This is a genomic window from Massilia sp. TWP1-3-3, assembly GCF_049897805.1.
Taxonomy (GTDB): domain Bacteria; phylum Pseudomonadota; class Gammaproteobacteria; order Burkholderiales; family Burkholderiaceae_D; genus Telluria_A.
On record NZ_JAFCWX010000003.1, the window covers coordinates 197,148 to 214,583 of the forward strand.

Annotated in this window: 8 protein-coding genes; 3 read left to right on the top strand and 5 right to left on the bottom strand. The window is 65.6% G+C overall.

Translation table 11 applies throughout. The features are described from left to right. Window positions 1-12: 12 nt before the first annotated feature. The 3 genes from ACP7D4_RS04235 to ACP7D4_RS04245 form a co-directional block, all read right to left on the bottom strand. A complete protein-coding gene (locus ACP7D4_RS04235) occupies window positions 13-7,200 on the bottom strand; it encodes an MBG domain-containing protein (RefSeq protein ID WP_426207867.1) in 7,188 nt (2,395 codons plus the stop codon). A 27-nt stretch (window positions 7,201-7,227) separates the two neighbouring features. Then, entirely contained in the window at window positions 7,228-8,979 is a 1,752-nt protein-coding gene (locus ACP7D4_RS04240) for a ShlB/FhaC/HecB family hemolysin secretion/activation protein (RefSeq protein ID WP_426207868.1), read from the bottom strand. 219 nt (window positions 8,980-9,198) lie between these two features. After that, window positions 9,199-11,328: a CHAT domain-containing protein gene (locus tag ACP7D4_RS04245; protein WP_426101184.1), complete on the bottom strand. Its 2,130-nt coding sequence runs from the start codon at window positions 11,326-11,328 to the stop codon at window positions 9,199-9,201. A gap of 234 nt (window positions 11,329-11,562) precedes the next feature. On the opposite strand from ACP7D4_RS04245, the gene ACP7D4_RS04250 reads away from it, so the two are divergent. Beyond that, window positions 11,563-13,356 (top strand): MltA domain-containing protein, encoded by a 1,794-nt coding sequence (locus ACP7D4_RS04250; RefSeq protein WP_426207869.1) that lies wholly within the window; start codon window positions 11,563-11,565, stop codon window positions 13,354-13,356. Window positions 13,357-13,522: 166 nt separating this feature from the next. On the opposite strand, the gene ACP7D4_RS04255 is transcribed toward ACP7D4_RS04250, so the two are convergent. Continuing rightward, entirely contained in the window at window positions 13,523-14,242 is a 720-nt protein-coding gene (locus tag ACP7D4_RS04255; protein WP_426207870.1) for a YcbK family protein, read from the bottom strand. 48 nt (window positions 14,243-14,290) lie between these two features. After that, a complete protein-coding gene (locus tag ACP7D4_RS04260; RefSeq protein WP_426207871.1) occupies window positions 14,291-14,818 on the bottom strand; it encodes a GNAT family N-acetyltransferase in 528 nt (175 codons plus the stop codon). A 206-nt stretch (window positions 14,819-15,024) separates the two neighbouring features. On the opposite strand from ACP7D4_RS04260, the gene ACP7D4_RS04265 reads away from it, so the two are divergent. Both ACP7D4_RS04265 and ACP7D4_RS04270 read left to right on the top strand, forming a co-directional pair. Next, complete coding sequence (locus ACP7D4_RS04265) at window positions 15,025-16,041, top strand: sulfate ABC transporter substrate-binding protein (RefSeq protein WP_426207872.1); 1,017 nt, start codon at window positions 15,025-15,027, stop codon at window positions 16,039-16,041. Window positions 16,042-16,354: 313 nt separating this feature from the next. Further along, entirely contained in the window at window positions 16,355-17,293 is a 939-nt protein-coding gene (locus ACP7D4_RS04270; protein ID WP_426101192.1) for a serine hydrolase, read from the top strand. Window positions 17,294-17,436 lie beyond the last annotated feature (143 nt).

Genomic DNA, 17,436 nt, shown 5'->3' on the forward strand with positions numbered 1-17,436 from the left:
CCGGACCGCATGTTAAAAGTCGCCGCAACTGTAGCGCTGCGCCAGCCCGATGCAATTGCTCAGGTTAGGCGTTTGCCGCACGCGCGACCATTCCATGGCCAGCGAATCGTTGGCGTCGCCCGCCCCCGACGCGCCGGCCAGCGAGCCACTGCCCACGCAGGCGCGCTGCATGCCGAAGTTTGCGCCGTACAAGTCGCTGGAAGGCATGCTGACGTCATGCGTGATCGACGGCATCAAGGCAAGCGCTGCGGTCACGCTCAAGGCTGTCAGGTTCGACGGCGCTTGCTGGAACACGTAATTGCGCGCGCTCAAGCCGCCGCCGTTGATCGGATACTGGCCGGTTGCCGTAAAGACGGGCGCGGTGCTGGCGAAACCGAGGGCGCCAGTAGTCGCGCTCGCCAGCGTGTCACCCCCCACCAGGCCGGTAACGGCGCCGCTGAACGCCGGGTTTGCGCGGCCTGCCGGGCGGCTGGCCGGGTTGGCCACATAAGTCAGCGTTACCGGCGTGACATTGAGCGTGCCGGGAACGGCATTGACCAGGTAGCCAAGGGGCGAACTGAACGCGCCCGGCACGGCATAACTGCCGACGTCGCTCGCCGCAGGAACGGTGTAGGCGCCGGCCAGCGACGTCGCCAGCGCGTCGCCATTGACCAAGCCGCTGGCGGTGAACGGGAAGGCGGGATTGGCCGTCCCGTACAGCCGCGTTTGCGTCGGCGTGTCGAGCGCCACGTTGAGCACGGGTTGCTGGCGATAGACAAAGTAATTGTTTTTCGCTGGCAGCAGGCTCATGCATCCGGCGCCGAACAGACAGTTGTAGAAATTGGCGGCAGGCGCTGTGCCGGTCAAGCCGCCGTCAACTTCCCCGATCCAGGTATTGGCAAACACGCGCCAGCGTCCGCCACCGCCCGGATTCAAGGTAGCGTTGGCCGGGTTGAGCAGCACGCCACCGGCCACCAGCGTGATGTCGCTGCCCAGGGTGCTGACATTTTGCAGCAAGCTCAGGCTGGCCCCCGCCTGCGCCACGATGTCGCCGGCGATGACGGCGTTGGCCGCCACGAACGACTGGGTCTGGCCGCTGGCCCCGTCAAAGCCCAGCGCGGTGAGCGGGCCGATGTCGAGGTTGCCGCTGCTGGCCAGATTGACGTCGCCGTCGGTCGGCGCCGCGCCCTTGACCACCTCGAAGCGCGCGCTGAAGCGGCCGATCGCATTGCCCGCGTCCATCAACTGAAAGCTGGACTGGGCCTGGGTGCCGTGCAACAGCAGGCGTCCGGCCACAATGGCCGCGCCCTGGTTCACGCTGCCCCCGCTCGACAGGGTCAGCATGCGCCCGGGAATGGACAGCCCGTTGTACAGGCTGATGCCGCCGCTGCCGGCGCCGTCGGTTTGCAGCGTCAAGTCATAGGTACCGCCCAGCGCGGCATTGGTTTGGACATGAATCGCCCCGCTCTGCGCGGCGCTGCCGACGATGACGGTCGGGGTGCCGGCCGCAATGCCGCTCACAAACACGTCTTGCGGCATCGAAAACTCGCCCGCCGTCGCGCTGGCGCCGATGTTGATGACCGACCCGGTCGCCTCGGTCAGCGCGCCGCTTGCCGACACGCCCCCCGGTCGGATATTGAGCACGCCGGCCGTCTGGATCGGACCGTTCGCGTCCAGCGTGCGCGCACTGCTGGTGTTGCTCGCCCGCAGCACGATATTGCCGGTCGTGGCGGCGCCGCCGATCGCCGTGCCGCCCAACAAGGCCAGGCCCGCGCCGCCGAACGCTTCGCCGGCCAGCGCGATGGCGCCGGTGGCGCTGCGCACGGTCGACCCGGAGGCGACGATGCCCGCACCCAGGCTCGCCCCACTGTCGGCGCCGCTGCGCCCGCGCAAGTCGATCGCGCCACCGCTGGTAGTGATTTGCGAGGCGCCTATCTGCACGCCCGCACCGCCCGCCCCGCCCTGGCCGCTGACATTGACCGCGCCCGCGCCGCTGCTGATTGCCGCCCCGTTAATTGCAACGCCACTACCTGCCAGGCCGCGCCCGCGCAGCGTAGCGCCGCCGTTGCCACCCGTGCCTCTGGTATCAATCGTGCCGCTGACGGAGATGCCGGCTGCCGAGCCGCTGGCGTAACCGGCAGCCGCGTTGCTCTGCCCATACATGATGACGCTGCCGCCATTGGTGGCGATAGCCGCCAGCGGCGCCATGACGATCGCGCCGCCATTCACGCCGTCCGCATCGGCGTTCAAGTTCACCTGCAGCGCCCCGGCCGGCGCCGCCTTGGCAATGCTGGCGCCAAGCGTGATGTCCCGGCCGGCGCCCAGCATGGCCGTCGCGTCATTGGCCAGCATGCTGATGCCGCCCGCAACGTTCAGATCGCCCCCCGCGTTCAGCGTCAAATCGCCCGCCACCACCGTCGCGGCGCTGGTGCTGAAGTTTTGCGCCAAATTGGTCGCGCCATCAAAACCCACGCCCGACAGCGGCCCGAGAAGCAAATTGCCGCTGCTGTACACATGCACGTCGCCGTCGCCCGCTGCCGCGCCCCTGGGCTGCAGGAACGTGGCGCTCAGCACATTGATCGCATTGCCGGTATGGGTCAGCGTAAAGCGCGCTTGCGGCTGCGTTCCGCGCAGCAGCACACTGCCGGCCACGACCGGGCCGCTCTGGCTCACCGCGCCGCCGCTGGAAAACGTCAGCATGGCACCGGGATTGGACACGCCTTGCAGGCTGATGCCGCCGCTGCCGGGCGCATCGTTTTGCAAGGTCAGGTTGTACCGGCCGCTCAAAGGCGCGCTTAGCGCTGTCGTGATGGCGCCGCTCTGCGCAGCGCTGCCGATCACGACGCCGGCCGAGCCGGGCCGCATGGCGGCGTCGAGCGCCGGCGCCGACAGGCTGAACTGGCCCGCAGCGATCGGGCCGCCCAGCTGGATCATCGTGGCCAGCTGCTCGGTCAGCAAGCCTGCCGCCGTCACCCCGCCCGGGCGCAGGTTGACTACCCCGCCGGTCTGGATGGTGCCGCCCAGCGACAGCATTTCCGCGCTGCTGGCCGTATTAAAGGCGCGCAAGACAATGTTGCCAGTAGCAGCGCTGCCACCGATGGCCGTGCTGCCCGACAGCACAATGCCGCTGGCCCCGGCCGATTCGCCGCTCAGTTGCACTCTGCCCGCGCCGCCCGCCACGATGGTGGAGTTCGTGACCGACAGGCCGGTCCCCGCCGTAAAGGGCGTGGCGTTCGAGACGGGTCCGCTGCGACCGCGCATGTCGATCGCCCCGCCTGCGCTGCTCGCCACGGTGGACGAGCGCAGGGCGACCCCATCTCCGCCTGCCGCGCCCATGCCGGTGATCGACAGCGCGCCGCTGGTGCTGGCGATAGCGGCCCCGTTCAAGGACACGCCCGTGCCGGACACAATCGATGGCGGGTCTGTCGGGAAAAATTGATTGCCGCGCCCGCGCATGGTCAGCGCGCCGCTGCCGGTATTGATGCTCGCGTTGCCGATCCGGATGCCGTCGGCATACGACTGGGTCGAACCGGACGCGTAGCCGGTGGCCGCGTCGCCCTGGCCATAGAGCCGCAAAGCGCCACCCTGGGTGAAGATCGACGCCCCGCCGTTGATGGCGATGGCGCCGCCGTTCAGGTCGTCGGCGTCGGCATTCAAGTCGAGGTTCAGGGGACCGCCCGCGCTGGAGAAAAATTGCGTGCCCCCTCCCAGCAGGATATTGCGCCCGGCGTTGACGCGCTGCACATTCGTCCCGCCTGCGATGTCCACAGCGGCGCCCACGACCACGTCGCCCGCGCCGCTCAAGCGCAGCAGCGCATTGCTGCCGGTCATGTTGACGGGGCCGAACACGGTGACGTCGCCCACGACCGTTTCTAGCGCCAAGGCGCTATTGACGCCCGTGAGTGTGAGCGCGCCGTTGGTGGTAATGTCGCCGTCGGCATTCAAACGCAGCAGGGCATCGGACCCGACCATGTCGATATTGCCCGAGGTGGTCAAAAAATCGACGGCGTTGACGGTCAGGCTGGAACGCTGGCCCTGCATGCTGATGCTGGCGTCAAGCGTGACGCCGGCGAGCGCGCCCAGCGTGACGGCGCTGTCGCTGCCAAGGGTGCTGATCAAGGAACTCGACGCCGCATTCAGGGCGCGCCCGGCGTCCACCGTCAGCGCGCCATTCGCGCCGTTCAGGTTGATCGCGCCGGCGATGGCGATGTCGCGCGTGGCCGCCAGCCGCATGCTGCTGTTGCTGCCATACGCATTGAGCGCGCCATTGACGAACAAATCGTTGTCGGTGCGCAGCGCCATCAGCACATTGCTGCCCATCATGTTCAGCGGCTGGGCGAGCGTCAGGTCGCCCGTGCTCTGGATGTCCAGGTCGCCTGCGATCACGCTCTCTGCGTTGCCTAGCACCTGGGCCAGGTTGGTGTTGGCGTCGAAGCCGGCGCCGGACAGTGGACCCAGCTGCAACGCGCCGTTGTTCACCAGGCGCACGTCGCCGTCCAGCACGCCTACCCCCTTGGGCTGGTCGAAGGTGGCGTTCAGCGTCGCGACGCTGTTGCCGGTATTGGTCAGGATAAAGTTCGATTGCGCCTGGGAGCCGTGCAGCAGCAAGCCGTCGGCCGTGATGGCGCCGGCCTGGGTCACGCCGCCGCCGGTCGAGAGCACCAGCGTGCGCCCGGGCAGCGACAAGTCGTTCGACAGCGCGATGCCGGCGCTGCCGGCGCCGCCGTTTTGCAGTGTCAGGTCAAAGCTGCCGCCAAGATTGAGGCGCGTGGTAATGTCGATCAGCCCGGTATGGGTGTCGCCGCCAAGCACCACGGCCTGGACCCGCGGGTGCACGACCTCGCCGAGAATGAGTTCGTTGACGGTAAAGCTGTCCGGCGGCGGCCCGGCGCTGAAGTAGTCCCCCAGGTTGATGGGAACGGCATCCTTGCGGGTCAGCCCGCCCGTGGCGCTTACGCCGCCGGGACGCAAGGCCAGCACGCCCGAGGTCTCGATCGGCCCTTGCAACGCCAGCATGGGGGCGGCGAGGTCGCTGGTGGCGGTGTTAAAGGCACGCAGCGTGATATTGCCGCTCATGCCAGGCGAGCCAAGCACCATTCCGCCAAGGGCAATGCCCGAGGCGCCCACCGCTTCGCCGCTCAGCACAATGTTGCCAGGCCCGCCAGTAGTAAAAATTTGCCCGTCGTCGGCGTAAATGCCGTTGCCGTAGAGATCGTAGTCCAGGTTCGGCACGGCCAGGCCACGCAGGTCGATCGCGCCGCCGCCGTTGGTGGAAATAGTGGGTGAGAGCATGGACAAGCCGGCGCCGCCCGGGCCGCCGATACCGGTCACGCTGATGGAACCGGCCCCGGCAAGGAGGATTGCACTATCGAGCGTGACGCCAGGGCCGGAAAAGGTGTCTTGCAAGCCCTTGCCGCGGATCATGATATTGCCCGAGCCGCCGCCAAGCAGCGCCGTCGTATCGATGCTGGCGCCCGAGCCGAGGTATACGCCGATCACGTTATTGCTCGACATGCCGGTGGCAAAACCGTTGACCGGATCGCCCTGGCCGAACAGGCGCACGTTGCCGCCGTTGGAGGCAATCACAGCATTGGCGGCGATATTGATATTGCCGCCGTCGGCGTGGTCAGCATCAGCGTTCAAGTCCAGCTGCAGCGCGCCCGAACTCGACCCAATGCGCACGCCCGACGCGATATTGATACTGCCGGCCGCGTTCAAGGTCAGCGCAGCGTCGCCGCCGCTTGACTTGGTGATGTTGGCGTACACATTGATACTGCCTTCTTGCGCGCTGTCCGGGTCGGTGTGCGGGCCGGTGGTCACGGTGACGCTGGTGCCCTTGTCGAGCGCACTGTCGATTGCCGTGCTGGACAATTGCGAGGACGGGGTGTCGCTGACAAAATCGGGATTGCTCCCGAGCGGCGTGCCTGAGGGCGAATCCACGATATCGATATTGTACGGATCGAGCAGCCAGGTGCCGGCCCGGCCGCGCGCGGCGGCTGCGTCGGCCCGCATGCCCGCAACGCTCAGCGTCTTGCCCGAGGTTTCAATCAAACCGCCGTTGCCCCCCAGCGCGCCGCCCATGGCGCTGGCCGCGCCGAACATGCGCGTGGCGCCGTCGCTCCACAGCACCACGGTGCCGCCGTCTCCCCTGCCAAGCGCGTCTGCACGCAGCGTGGTTTGCGCGCTCGCGAAGGTAGCTGCCGCGTGGCGCAGCAGCGGATCGCCGCCCTGCACGCCCCCGCCCACGAACACCTGGCCGCCGCCGGCGTCGCCGCTGGCGTCGATCAGCGCATTGCCGACCAGGCCTACATGGTGGCCCAGCACATTGACCACGCCGCCGGTCAGGCCCGCCCCGCCAGTCGCGTCCAGCGTGCCGCTGTTGAGCGTGACGCCATGACTGCCGCCGTCAAGCACGATCTTGCCGTCGCGTTCAACCAGCGAGCGGGCGCGCACCACGCCCTGCTGGTTGAGCACCGTGTCGGCCAGCGCCTGCGCCGCGCGCGCGCTCATCACGGCCTGCCCGCCATCCGCGATGATCATGCCGCGGTTTTCCACCATGGCCGCCACGGCGCCCTGCTCGACCCGGATCTTGGTCAAGCCATCGCCTTCGAAGTCGAGCGCGATTTTCCCGCCCGCCGACAGCGCGACCGTGCCCAGCCGCGCTGAAATGGTGCCGTCATTATTCACGCGTCCACCCAGCAAGGCGACCGTCCCGCGCTCGGCCGCCTGCAACTGGCCGAAGTTCTCGACAGCGGCGCCGCTGTTGCCGGCAAAATGAAAACGCCCGGACAGAAAATCGTCGTTTGCAATGTCCAGCGTGGAGGCCACCAGGCCGCCCACGCTGACCTGGGCATCGCGTCCGAACAGCACGCCGTTCGGGTTGACCAGGAAGACCTGGCCGTTGGCGCTCAGCCGCCCATAGATTTCGCTGGGATTGTTGCCGATCACGCGGTTGAGCAGCACGCTCGACGCATTCGGCTGGCGAATGTCGACCCGCTCGCTTGCCCCCACCGAGAATGATTGCCAGTTGACGATGGCGCCCTGCGAGGCCTGGCTGATCACTGTTTGCAGCAGGTCGGGCCGGGTGACAGTCACCTGCCCGGCCACCACCTGGTGACCGGTGGGGGCCGCCAGCGCCGCCCCATACTGGCCCAGCGCGATGGCAACGGCAATACTGAGCAGCGTACGCTGGTACGGAAAAGGAGACGGTGTGCTTTTCATGTGCGACCTCGCAGGGTTGGCGGCATTTCAGAAGGTTTGCATGGCCTGGACATACAGGCGCGGCTGGCGTTCGCGTTCGCCCGCGCGCTTCTCGCCCACGCGCCAGGCCAGGCTGGAGCGCAGCGAGAGGCCTTTGGCCGTGTTCCAGGTCAGGCCCAGGCCCGCGCCGCGCAGCAAATAGCTGTTTTCCACGCCCGGTGCCGGGTCGCGGTTGACGGCGCTGACCCAGCCGGCGTCGTAAAACAGGCTGGCCGACGCTTCCGGTCGAAACGCCCAGCGGTATTCCGCATTGACCACATGCACCTCGTCGCCCAGGCCTGACGACGAGGCAAAGGCGCGCACTGCGCGCGAGCCGCCGGCTGAAATCTTTTCTGCGCTGTCCAGGTTGCTGTTGGCCCACTGTCCGGCTGCCGCCAGCAAGATGCTGGTCTTGGCCGTCACCGCTTGCAGGCGCGACATCTGGTACACCAAGCGCGTGCTGCGGCCGGACGTGTGCAGGCCGCCCGCGGCCTGGTCGGCCGAGCGTTCGTCGGGCGAACCGAGCGTCAGGTTGCCGAAGTACATGGTGATGCCAAAATTGTTGTAGCCGCCCGGACCGGTGGCATCGCGCGCTTCGTACACGAAACCGGCGCCCAGGCTGTTGATGCTTTTTCGCGACGACTGGCCAACCGCGCTCAAGTCGTCGGTCAAGGCCTTGTGCTCAAACGAGAGCCGGCCGAAAAAATTGTCCAGGCGCGAGCGCATCAAAGGCATGCTCAGCGACGCCTCGCTGACATTGGCGCGGCCGGTGGCGCCAAGCGCCGCCAGTTCCTTGATCAGCTCGTACTGCAAATGCGAGTAGGCAACGCCGGCGCGCAAGCCGTTGGAACCGAGCGGCCGTTCGTAGCCGATGCGCCCGAAAGCGAGGCCCTTGCCGGTTGACGACAGCAGGCGGAAATCGAGGTTGTCGCCCACGCCGCTTGGGCTGTTCACACGCATAAAGGCGCCCACGCGTGTCTCGCGCGTGGCGCGCGAACCGTAGTTGTCGGCGTCGATGCTGAAATTGATGCGCTTGGCAGCCTTAAGGTCGACGACCAGATCGAATGTGCCGGCCTCCGTGCCCGACTCGAGCGAGGACTGCGGCGCAATGCCCGGCAGGTCGGTCAGCAGCAGCATCGAGCGCTCGAGCTGGCGCCGCTGCAGCGGCATGCCTGGCTGCAGCGGCCCGAGGATCTTGCGCACGACCGCCTCGGACACCGGCAAGGCGCCCTCGCTTTCGATACGGATCGCGCCCAGCTTGCCTTCGATGACCGACATGGCTACGGCCCCGCCAGCCACATCCTGGGCCGGCAACACCACTTGCGCCAGCACGTAGCCCGCTTCCCGGTAGCGCGCCGTCACGCGCGCGGCCAGCGCTTCAAGGTCGGCGAAACTGACGCGCTGGCCGAGCTGGTCGGCCACCAGCGCCGTGAGCGTGGCGCTGTCAAAGACGGTGTTGCCCGCAAACTCGACGCGGCGCAGCACAAAAGTCACGCCGCCGGCCTTGTCCATGGCTAGCACCGGCGCCTCGGCCGGCGTGTTGAGCAATGGCGGCATGACCGGACGCGGGGCGGCGGGCACGGGCATGGCCGATTCGCGCAGCGCGCTGCCGGCGTTCGGTACGGTTGGTGCCGTTGGCACGCTCTGGGCATGCAGCGCCGGCCAGGCCATCATCAGCACCGAAAACCAGAGCGCATCGCAGCGCAAAATGGGCGCGCTCGCTCGGATTTGCCGGCGGCCGCTGCGCGGCCCGTTCGTCATGCTTGCTTGTCCTTGCACGTCATTCCCCCATCCGTTTTTTGGTTTTGCCCGGCACCTAGTGTCCTGAGTTGTAAGTTCGTTGAATAAATATCCCGAGAATCGCCGCGATACTGCGTCAAAAATGCTCGCAAGGCCTCGGCCTTGCTCCGCTTTTGTTTCTTGTCTCTCGGCGATTTCGGAACATTTATAAGCAACGAACTTTCAACTCAGGACACTAGCTTATTGCGCGGCGATTGTTTTATTCGCGATTTGCAAGCGCCCATTGCCCACCAGGTCGAACGGCGCCCAAAAAAATGGATGCGCAAAGCGCGGCTGCTTGAGCACGCTGACCTGGGCCGCCTGCAGCGCCTTTGCCGCTTCCTTGCCGGCGGCCAGGTCGCCATACAGATGCGTCATCAGCTGCTCGGTCGACTCGTCGGCCACCGGCCACAGCGACACGAACAGCGCCGAGGCGCCGGCCGACAGGAAAGCGCGCGTAAAGCCCTGGATTTCGTCGCCGTTGGCAATGCGGCCCAAGCCGCTTTCGCAGGCCGACAGCGTCACCAGCGACACGTTCTTGAGGTCCACGTCGTAGACCTGGCGGGCATTGAGAAAACCGGTGTCGTTCTTGTCGGGCGCGAGCAGGATGCGCGACTGCAGGGGATCGATCAGATCGACTTCGGCGTGCGCGGCCACGTGCAAAATGGCGCCATTGCCGGCCTGGCTGCGAAACTGTGCGGTGGACGCCTCGTTCTTGATGAAGATTTTGCGCTCGTTAAACAGCGCGCCGATCTGCTGCACTTCGCGCTCGGCGGCCGGCAGCGCCATGCGCGCGTCCACGCCCGGATTGCCAAAGGCGACAAAGGTGCTGCTGCTGGCCGGCGCCCGGCGCGCCAGCTGCAACGCCACGCCAGCTGACGGCGCGTACGAGACCGCATGGCGCTCGATCAGGTAGCCGCGCGCGTCGCCCAGCGCCTGGAACGGCAGGTAATGCAGCGCGCCATGCGGCACCACGACCAGCCGTTCATCGGTCGCCAGGCCAAGCGGGTCGACCAGCAGCGCGTGCAATTCGCGCCCCAGCACGCCGCTGTTCTTGTCGCGCCGGATGATGGCGTCGCGGAAAGCCTGGATCCGCTCACCGAGCTGGGTGCGCGACTGGGCCACGGTAAAGGCGGTGATGCCCGATTGGCGAATCACCCACGCCAGCAGCCGGTCTTCCAGGCTGTGAAACTCGATGACGACATCGCCAGCGCGCAGCGCGCCGCGCAGCTGGGCCAGGTCGGGAGCAGCGCTGCGCATGGCGCTCGCCGCTTCATTGGTGGCAGGCGTGACGCGCTCGCGCAGCACGTCGAGCAGGGCGCGCGAACGGCTGCTTTCGCTCAGTTGCCAGGCGGTGGCGGCGTCGCCCGTTTCGGCCGACAGCGCAATGGCGCGGTCGAAAATTTGTTGCACGTCGCCAAACAGGCCGGCCTTGAATTCTTCGCTGCGAAAGCGCGCCCGTATCAGTTCGGAAGCGCGCGCGGCGTCAACATAGGCGGCCGTGGCCCCCTTTTTGTCGCCCAGTGCCAGCAGGCTGCGTGCGCGTCCTTCCTGCGCCCACAGGCGATGGTAGGCAATGTCGCTGCCCCCCGCCTGCGCGGCGGCGGCTGAAAAGTGCTGCATCGCCTCAAGCGGTTTGCCTTCGGCCAGCGCCAGGTTGCCCATGCCGCGCAGGTAGGCTTGGCGCAGCGCCAGATTCTCCGACGGCGCTATTGCCGCAAAAACAGCGCGCGCCTCCTGCGGGCGCGACGCGGCCACGTAAGCGTTGGCCAGCGATATGTCGACCAGTGGTTTGAAGCGGGCGCTGGCGATGGCTTGTGCCTTCTGGTAGGCACTGATGGCCTCATTGGGCTGGCCGCGGCGCAGCGCCACGTCGCCGATAATCTTGTAGGCGGGGGCAGCGACTGCCGGGTTGGCCGCACCCTCGCCTTCGAGCGACTCTTGCGCATACTGCGCCGCGTGCTCCAGGTCGCCCGCGTAGTTGTAGGCAATGGCCAGGTCGCGCTTGGCCGACGCCACCAGGCCGGCGCGCGACGCTTGCTTGCCCAGCACCAGGGCCTTGCTGGCGGCCTGGATGCTGAGGCGAAACTCCCCTTTTTCGGCCAGCGCCACCGCTTGCGCGCAGTACATCGCGCCGTCGAGCTTGATTCTTTCCTTCTGGTACAGCAGTTGCCCTTCGGCGGACAGCGACTTGACCGTTTCCGCGTCGCGGGAGCGGGCCTGGGCTTTTTCGGCCGAGCTTGCACCCGTCTGGGCTAGGGCCCCGCCCGTGCACAACAGCGCGGCAATGGTCAACAGGCGCTTTCGCAGCGCAGCGTTCAGGAAGGGCATTGCGTGTTCTCCTTGACCATCACTCGAGGCCGGCTGAAGTCCGACAATGCCCGAGTTTAAAAAAAGTCTATGCGGAAGCGCACCTCCACAATGTTAGTATATTACAAATTATTGCCTTACTGTCGTAAATACAATTGTAATTACACGAACACCCACCACAGCGGCGCCGGCAAACTGCGCGTAGAGCAATTGAGTCCTGTTCAGCCGGAACGGGAACGCCATCGGGAGCCTCGAATGAAGCGTCTTACACCTGACTATCGCCTGACGTGCATCACCGCCACCGGCCTTGCCCTGCTGCTCAACGCCGCGTCTGTGGCCGCCCAGGACGGCGCCGCGCCTGGGTCAATCCGCACCAGGCACGCCATGTTCGAGCCGGCTGCCTTTAGCGACCTGCCCGGCTGGCGCGACGATTTGCTGGGCGACGCCATGGCCGCGTTAAAGCAAAGCTGCGGCGCCCTGCGCAAACGCAGCGCCTGGGAACAAGCGTGCAAGCGCAGCGCGGCAATCGGCGCCGGCAACGACGCCTTGCTGCGCGAATTCTTCGAGCAAGAGTTCCGCCTGTATCAGATTCGCAATAGCGATGGCACCCCGGCCGGCGTCATCACCGGCTACTATGAAGCACAGCTGAACGGCAGCCGCCGCTACGGCGCCCCTTACTTGTATCCCATCTACGGCGTGCCCGACGACCTGCTCTACCTGGACGCGCGCACGCTGCTCGCGGCCGGCGCCGCGCCAGTGCGGGTCAAGCTCGCGGGGCGCAACGTCGTGCCAGTGACCGAGGCCGAAAAAGCGGCTGGCGCCGGTTACCTGCTCGAACTGGGCGCCACCTTGGCCGACACCCGCACCAAGCGCTACCGCGTGCGGCTCGACGGGCAGCGCGTGACCAGCTATTTTTCGCGCGACGACATCGCCAACGGGCGCATGACGGCAGCCAAGGTGATTGCCTGGGTCGACAATCCGTCGGCGCTGTATTCGATGCAAATTCAGGGCTCGGGCAAGGTCAGGCTGCCCGACGGCGGCATCATCCGCGTTGCCTATGGCGAACAGAACGGCCACCCTTTCGTGCCTTCGCTGCAGGCGCTGCCGCAACTGGTGGACCCGCTCGGCAAGCGCCAGGCCATCACCACCCGCGGGCTGGGGCCGGCGCTGCAGTTTGCCGACGCCGCGCCGACCGAAGGCGCGAGCGCTGACACGAAGCCGGATGACGTGGAGAGCATGATCGCATCCTTGATGCCGGGCGCGCCGCCCGAAGCGGCCCTGACGCAACAGACAACGCAGCACACGGCGCAGCCCACGGCGCAGCCCCAGCGCGCCCCAAGGCGCAAGAGCGACGATATCGTGGCGGGCTTGTTGATGGAAGCGCGTGGCAAGCCGGCCAAGGCGACCGTGGCGCCGGTGCTCACCGAGCCGGTGCCGGCGGCAGTGGCAGCCTTGCAGGCGGGCGAACCCGGGTTGGAGTCCAAAGCGGCGCCGTCCAAGGCGCGCCCGGGCGCCAGCGCCGCGCGCAAGGCCGAGCTAGTCGCGGCGCGGCAGGAAGCGCAGGACCCGGCCAGCGCACCGGTGGCCAAGGCAGCGCTGGCGACGCGTCCAAACACCGATCCGAGCTACGTTTTTTTCCGCACCATCAACGACAACGACGGCGGCCCGATCGGCGCGCTGGGCGTGCCGCTGACGCCGGGCCGCTCGCTGGCGGTCGACCCGCGCACCACGCCGCTGGGGGCGCCGGTCTTCATTTCAACTACCGAACCGGGGCGCAAGGATGCGCTCAACCGGCTGATGATGGCGCAGGACACGGGCGGCGCGATCCAGGGCGCGGTGCGGGCTGATTTTTTCTGGGGCTTCGGCCGGGCCGCGTTCGCGCGCGCCAGCCAGATGAAACAGAACGGGCGCATGTGGCTGCTGCTGCCAAAGAATTTGCAGCTGGGCGTCGGCGCAGGCGGCGTGCTCACGGGTGGGGTGCTCACGCGTGGCATCGGCGGCCAGGCTGCGGACTGCCTGGTGCCTGACCCCGAGCTGTGCGTCGACTGACACTAGCAGCTTGTCGGACTTAACGAGGCGAGCCGGAAATTCAGCTGGCCGAGGACAGATTTCGACGATTTTGAAGGTCAATAGTGGTTCTATTGACCAAAAAAGCGGTGAAATATGGACCGGTCAGGTGGATTTTTCGGCCGCCTCCATTAAGTCCGACAGGCTGCTAGCCCTTCCAGGTGCGCTGCAAGCCCGTATCGGCATGGATCCAGCCACCGCCCGCATTCTCGCGGTAGTAAAAGCCCACGCCGCCCTGGCGGAAACTGCGCACCAGGCCGCCGAGAACTTCGGCGTTCAGGTTGGGAATCCGGATATCAGCCGCCTTGCCTTCGATATGCAGCGACTGGCGGGCGGCGGGAATGCCCTGCTCGATCAGCTTGCGGTTCGATTTTGAAGTGCGGTAGCCCGACAGGATTTCCAGCGGCGCCTCCATGCCGTAGCGCGCGATGAACGCCTGCGTGCCCCACAAGGTTTCGAACAGCTTGGGGTCGATCGGAGCGGTTTCCTTGCCATTCACGTCGCGCATCAGGTGGCACAGTTGCTGATAGGCTGAATCGATGACCTCGCCATCTTTCCAGTACAGCACGCTTGCCCGCTCGCCGCTCTGCGGGCGAATCATGGTCAAGGTGCGCGGCTTGAGCCAGAATTCCAGGTCGAGCGCCTGGGCGTCGAAGATGTCGGGCGGCGGCGCCATGCCCACCGATGGCACCACGTCCGCCTGGGCCAGCACCAGCGGCCGCCTGGCCGCCACGCGGCGGGCCGGCGCGGCCTTGAACGGAGCGGCCGGCGCCGCTTTGGCGGTAGTGCAGCCGATCAGGGGCGCGCCGATCACGCCCAGCGCGGACACACCGATACTTTTACTGAGAAAATCTCTACGGGAAACCATGGGAGAACAATCAAAAAATCGAGGACGCAACTATAGCGCAGCGGCGTGCTACTGCGCGCTACAGTTACAGAATCTTGCTGATTGTGTTGCAGCTTCGCTCGCCGGGGCGTTCAGCTTTTTCCAGAAAAAATCGCATTCGACGCCGTAGCACGACTTTTCCTTGCCCGCCAAAACGTAGCCGTTGCGGGCGAAGAAATCGCGCGCCGTCGCTGTGCTGTGCAGCCGCAGCACGCTCACGCCCCAGGCGCGCGCCTGCGCTTCGAGCCCCACCAGCATCGCCTTGCCCAGGCCTGCATGCAAGGCTTCGGGCACCAGGTAGCACAGCGAGAGCTTGCCGGCCTGGGTCAGCAGCGAAACGCCGACCAGTTCGTCGTCGCGGATGGCCACCAGCATGCAATTGCTGGGCGAGGCGATCCAGCTGGCGACGTTGTCGGGCGTCTTGTTGCCAAGCCAGCCTTGCAGCACGCCGGGCTCGTCGTGATGATCCTGGGCGCAGCATTGCGTGATGGAGTGGCGCAGCACGCGGCAGGCATCCATCGCATCGTCAGGCCGCGCCGATCGAATTTCGAAAACCATGTGAATCTCACCAAATCGAATAACGGAAAAAATAATCTAAAGCAATGGATTACAGCGTTCAGCGGGACTATACAACAAACTGCCGCAAGCAGTTGGCGAGCACCCCGGCGCGCGGATGTCTAAGCATATGACAAAATAGTTCTTCCGTTTTGGCGCCGGATTTCAGACTATGCATGCTCACATCGACCATTCCCACGAAAGAAGCCATGCACACAAACAATAACCCGGGCGGACGGCGCTGGATCCTCGCCATCGCGCTCAGCGCCCTTGCCCTGCCCTTGTCGGTGCGCGCCGCCGATGTCGAGTTGCTCAACGTGTCGTATGACGTCGCGCGCGAGCTGTACAAGGAAATCAATCCCGCCTTCATCGCCGACTGGAAAAAGAAAACCGGTGAATCGGTCACCATCAACCAGTCGCACGGCGGCTCGAGCAAACAGGCGCGCGCCGTGGCGGACGGGCTCGAAGCGTCGGTTGTGACGATGAACCAGGCCAACGACATCGACATGCTGGCCGAACGCGGCCTGGTCGCGCGCGACTGGTCAAAAAAATTCCCGAATGGCGCAGCGCCGTACTATTCGACGATGGTATTCCTGGTCCGCAAGGGCAACCCGAAGCAGATCAAGGACTGGAGCGACCTGGGCAAGCCGGGCGTCAAGGTCGTCATTCCCAACCCCAAGACGGCCGGCAACGGGCGCTACAGCTACTTGGCCGCGTGGGGTTCGGTGCTTAAAAAAGGCGGCAACGAGGCGCAGGCGCGCGACCTGGTCACGCGCATCTTCAAGAACGTGCCGGTGCTCGACGGCGGCGGGCGCGCGGCGACCACCACCTTCACCCAGCGCGACATCGGCGACGCGCTGGTCACGTTTGAAAATGAAGTGTCGATGGTGCGCACCGAGTTTGGCGACAATTTTGAAGTCGTGTATCCGACCATCTCGATTCTGGCCGAGTCGCCCGTGGCCGTGGTGGACAAAGTGGTCGACCGGCGCGGCGTGCGCAAGCAGGCGAGCGCTTACCTGAACTTCCTGTATTCCGAGGCGGGCCAGACGATAGGCGCCAAGCACTTCCTGCGCACGCGCTCCGAAGCGGTCAACAAAAAGTTTGCCGCCAACTACAAACCGATCGCGTTGTTCACCGTGGATGAAGTATTCGGCGGCTGGAAGCAGGCACAGAAAAAGCATTTTGACGATGGTGGCGAATTCGACAAAATTTACCAGCCGAAATAACCCCGATGCGCTTTGGCGTCGGCGCGCACGCGCTCGCGCGAAGGCGGGCGTTACCTTGACGCCTGCCTTCGGCATCCGGCCACATCGCCTAAAAGCTTTCAAAACAGCAAGATAAGCGCTTAACTACACATATTTTTCGCCGTTGTCTTGCGCCTCTGCCTGCTTTTGTTCCGTGCACCGTAGACACATCCAAGCGATAATGCTATCTTCCCTCTATCGTAAGTTGCTTTAGAGATACATACCATTTGACGAGGCAGGGGCCTGCCGATCAGCGGCGTCCTGCTCGTGCGTTTTGCACCAAGGAACCTCATCCATGCTCAAAAAAATTCTCGCTACCATCGTGCTATCGATCAGCGCTGCCGCAGCCGTCGCGGTGCCGTTCGGATCGCAGTCGGTGCTTGTGGTGGAGGACGGCACCGGCAAAGTGCTGCTTGAAAAAAACGCCAACCAAGTGGTCTCGATCGCCTCGTTGACCAAGCTCATGACGGCCATGGTCGTGCTCGACGCCGGACAGGACATGCACGAATTGATCGCCATTGAACAGCGCGACGTCGACATCATCAAGCACAGCACCTCGCGCGTACCGGTCGGTTCGCGCATCAGCCGCGCGGATGTGCTGCAACTGGCCCTGATGTCGTCCGACAACCGCGCCGCAGCCTCGCTGGCGCGCACGTTTGACGGCGGCGTGGTCGGCTTCAAGGCCGCCGTGCGGGCCAAGATTGCTGCGCTGGGCATGACCAATACCGTCATCGAAGAGCCGACCGGCCTGTCGCCGAACAACAAATCGACAGCGCAAGACCTGGTCAAGATGGCCTCGGCCGCCTCGACCTACCCGCAGATTGCCGCGATCACGACCCAGTCGAGCGAGTTCATCAACATCAACGGGCGCAACGTCGAGTACCGCAACACCAACCGTCTGGTTGGCGCGCAGGGCTGGGATATTGGCTTGTCGAAGACGGGCTACACCGAAGAAGCGGGCAAGTGCCTGATCATGCGGATCCGCTCGGCGGGCAAGTACGCCACGCTGGTGCTGCTCAATGCAAACGCCAGTTCGGCGCGCATCATGGACGCCCTGAACATTCGCCGCTTCATTTCGGGCGAAGAAGCGCCGGTAGCGCGGGTGCGCACGCGCGCTGCGCCGCGCATGATGGCTAGCCACGGCGCGCCGATCATCAAGACCGGGCTGCGTACGCGGGTCAAGGCGAGTCGCAGCGGCAAGCGACCGCCCATCCTCCGCCGCCGCCGCGCCTAAAAAATTTCCCCACATCGGGGTCAGACCACGATTAAAACATTGTTTTTAATCGGAGGTCTGACCCCGTTTTTGGGTTTACCCTGGTCAATTTTTAGCTTGATTATTACGGCTGGCGCCCATTTTTTCGCTATTTATACACGGAT

What these genes read in the sequence shown, in the direction of transcription:
- ACP7D4_RS04235 (WP_426207867.1), bottom strand. Translation starts at nt 7,200, where the DNA reads ATGAAAAGCACACCGTCTCCTTTTCCGTACCAGCGTACGCTGCTCAGT.
- ACP7D4_RS04240 (WP_426207868.1), bottom strand. Translation starts at nt 8,979, where the DNA reads ATGACGAACGGGCCGCGCAGCGGCCGCCGGCAAATCCGAGCGAGCGCG.
- ACP7D4_RS04245 (WP_426101184.1), bottom strand. Translation starts at nt 11,328, where the DNA reads ATGCCCTTCCTGAACGCTGCGCTGCGAAAGCGCCTGTTGACCATTGCC.
- ACP7D4_RS04250 (WP_426207869.1), top strand. Translation starts at nt 11,563, where the DNA reads ATGAAGCGTCTTACACCTGACTATCGCCTGACGTGCATCACCGCCACC.
- ACP7D4_RS04255 (WP_426207870.1), bottom strand. Translation starts at nt 14,242, where the DNA reads ATGGTTTCCCGTAGAGATTTTCTCAGTAAAAGTATCGGTGTGTCCGCG.
- ACP7D4_RS04260 (WP_426207871.1), bottom strand. Translation starts at nt 14,818, where the DNA reads ATGGTTTTCGAAATTCGATCGGCGCGGCCTGACGATGCGATGGATGCC.
- ACP7D4_RS04265 (WP_426207872.1), top strand. Translation starts at nt 15,025, where the DNA reads ATGCACACAAACAATAACCCGGGCGGACGGCGCTGGATCCTCGCCATC.
- ACP7D4_RS04270 (WP_426101192.1), top strand. Translation starts at nt 16,355, where the DNA reads ATGCTCAAAAAAATTCTCGCTACCATCGTGCTATCGATCAGCGCTGCC.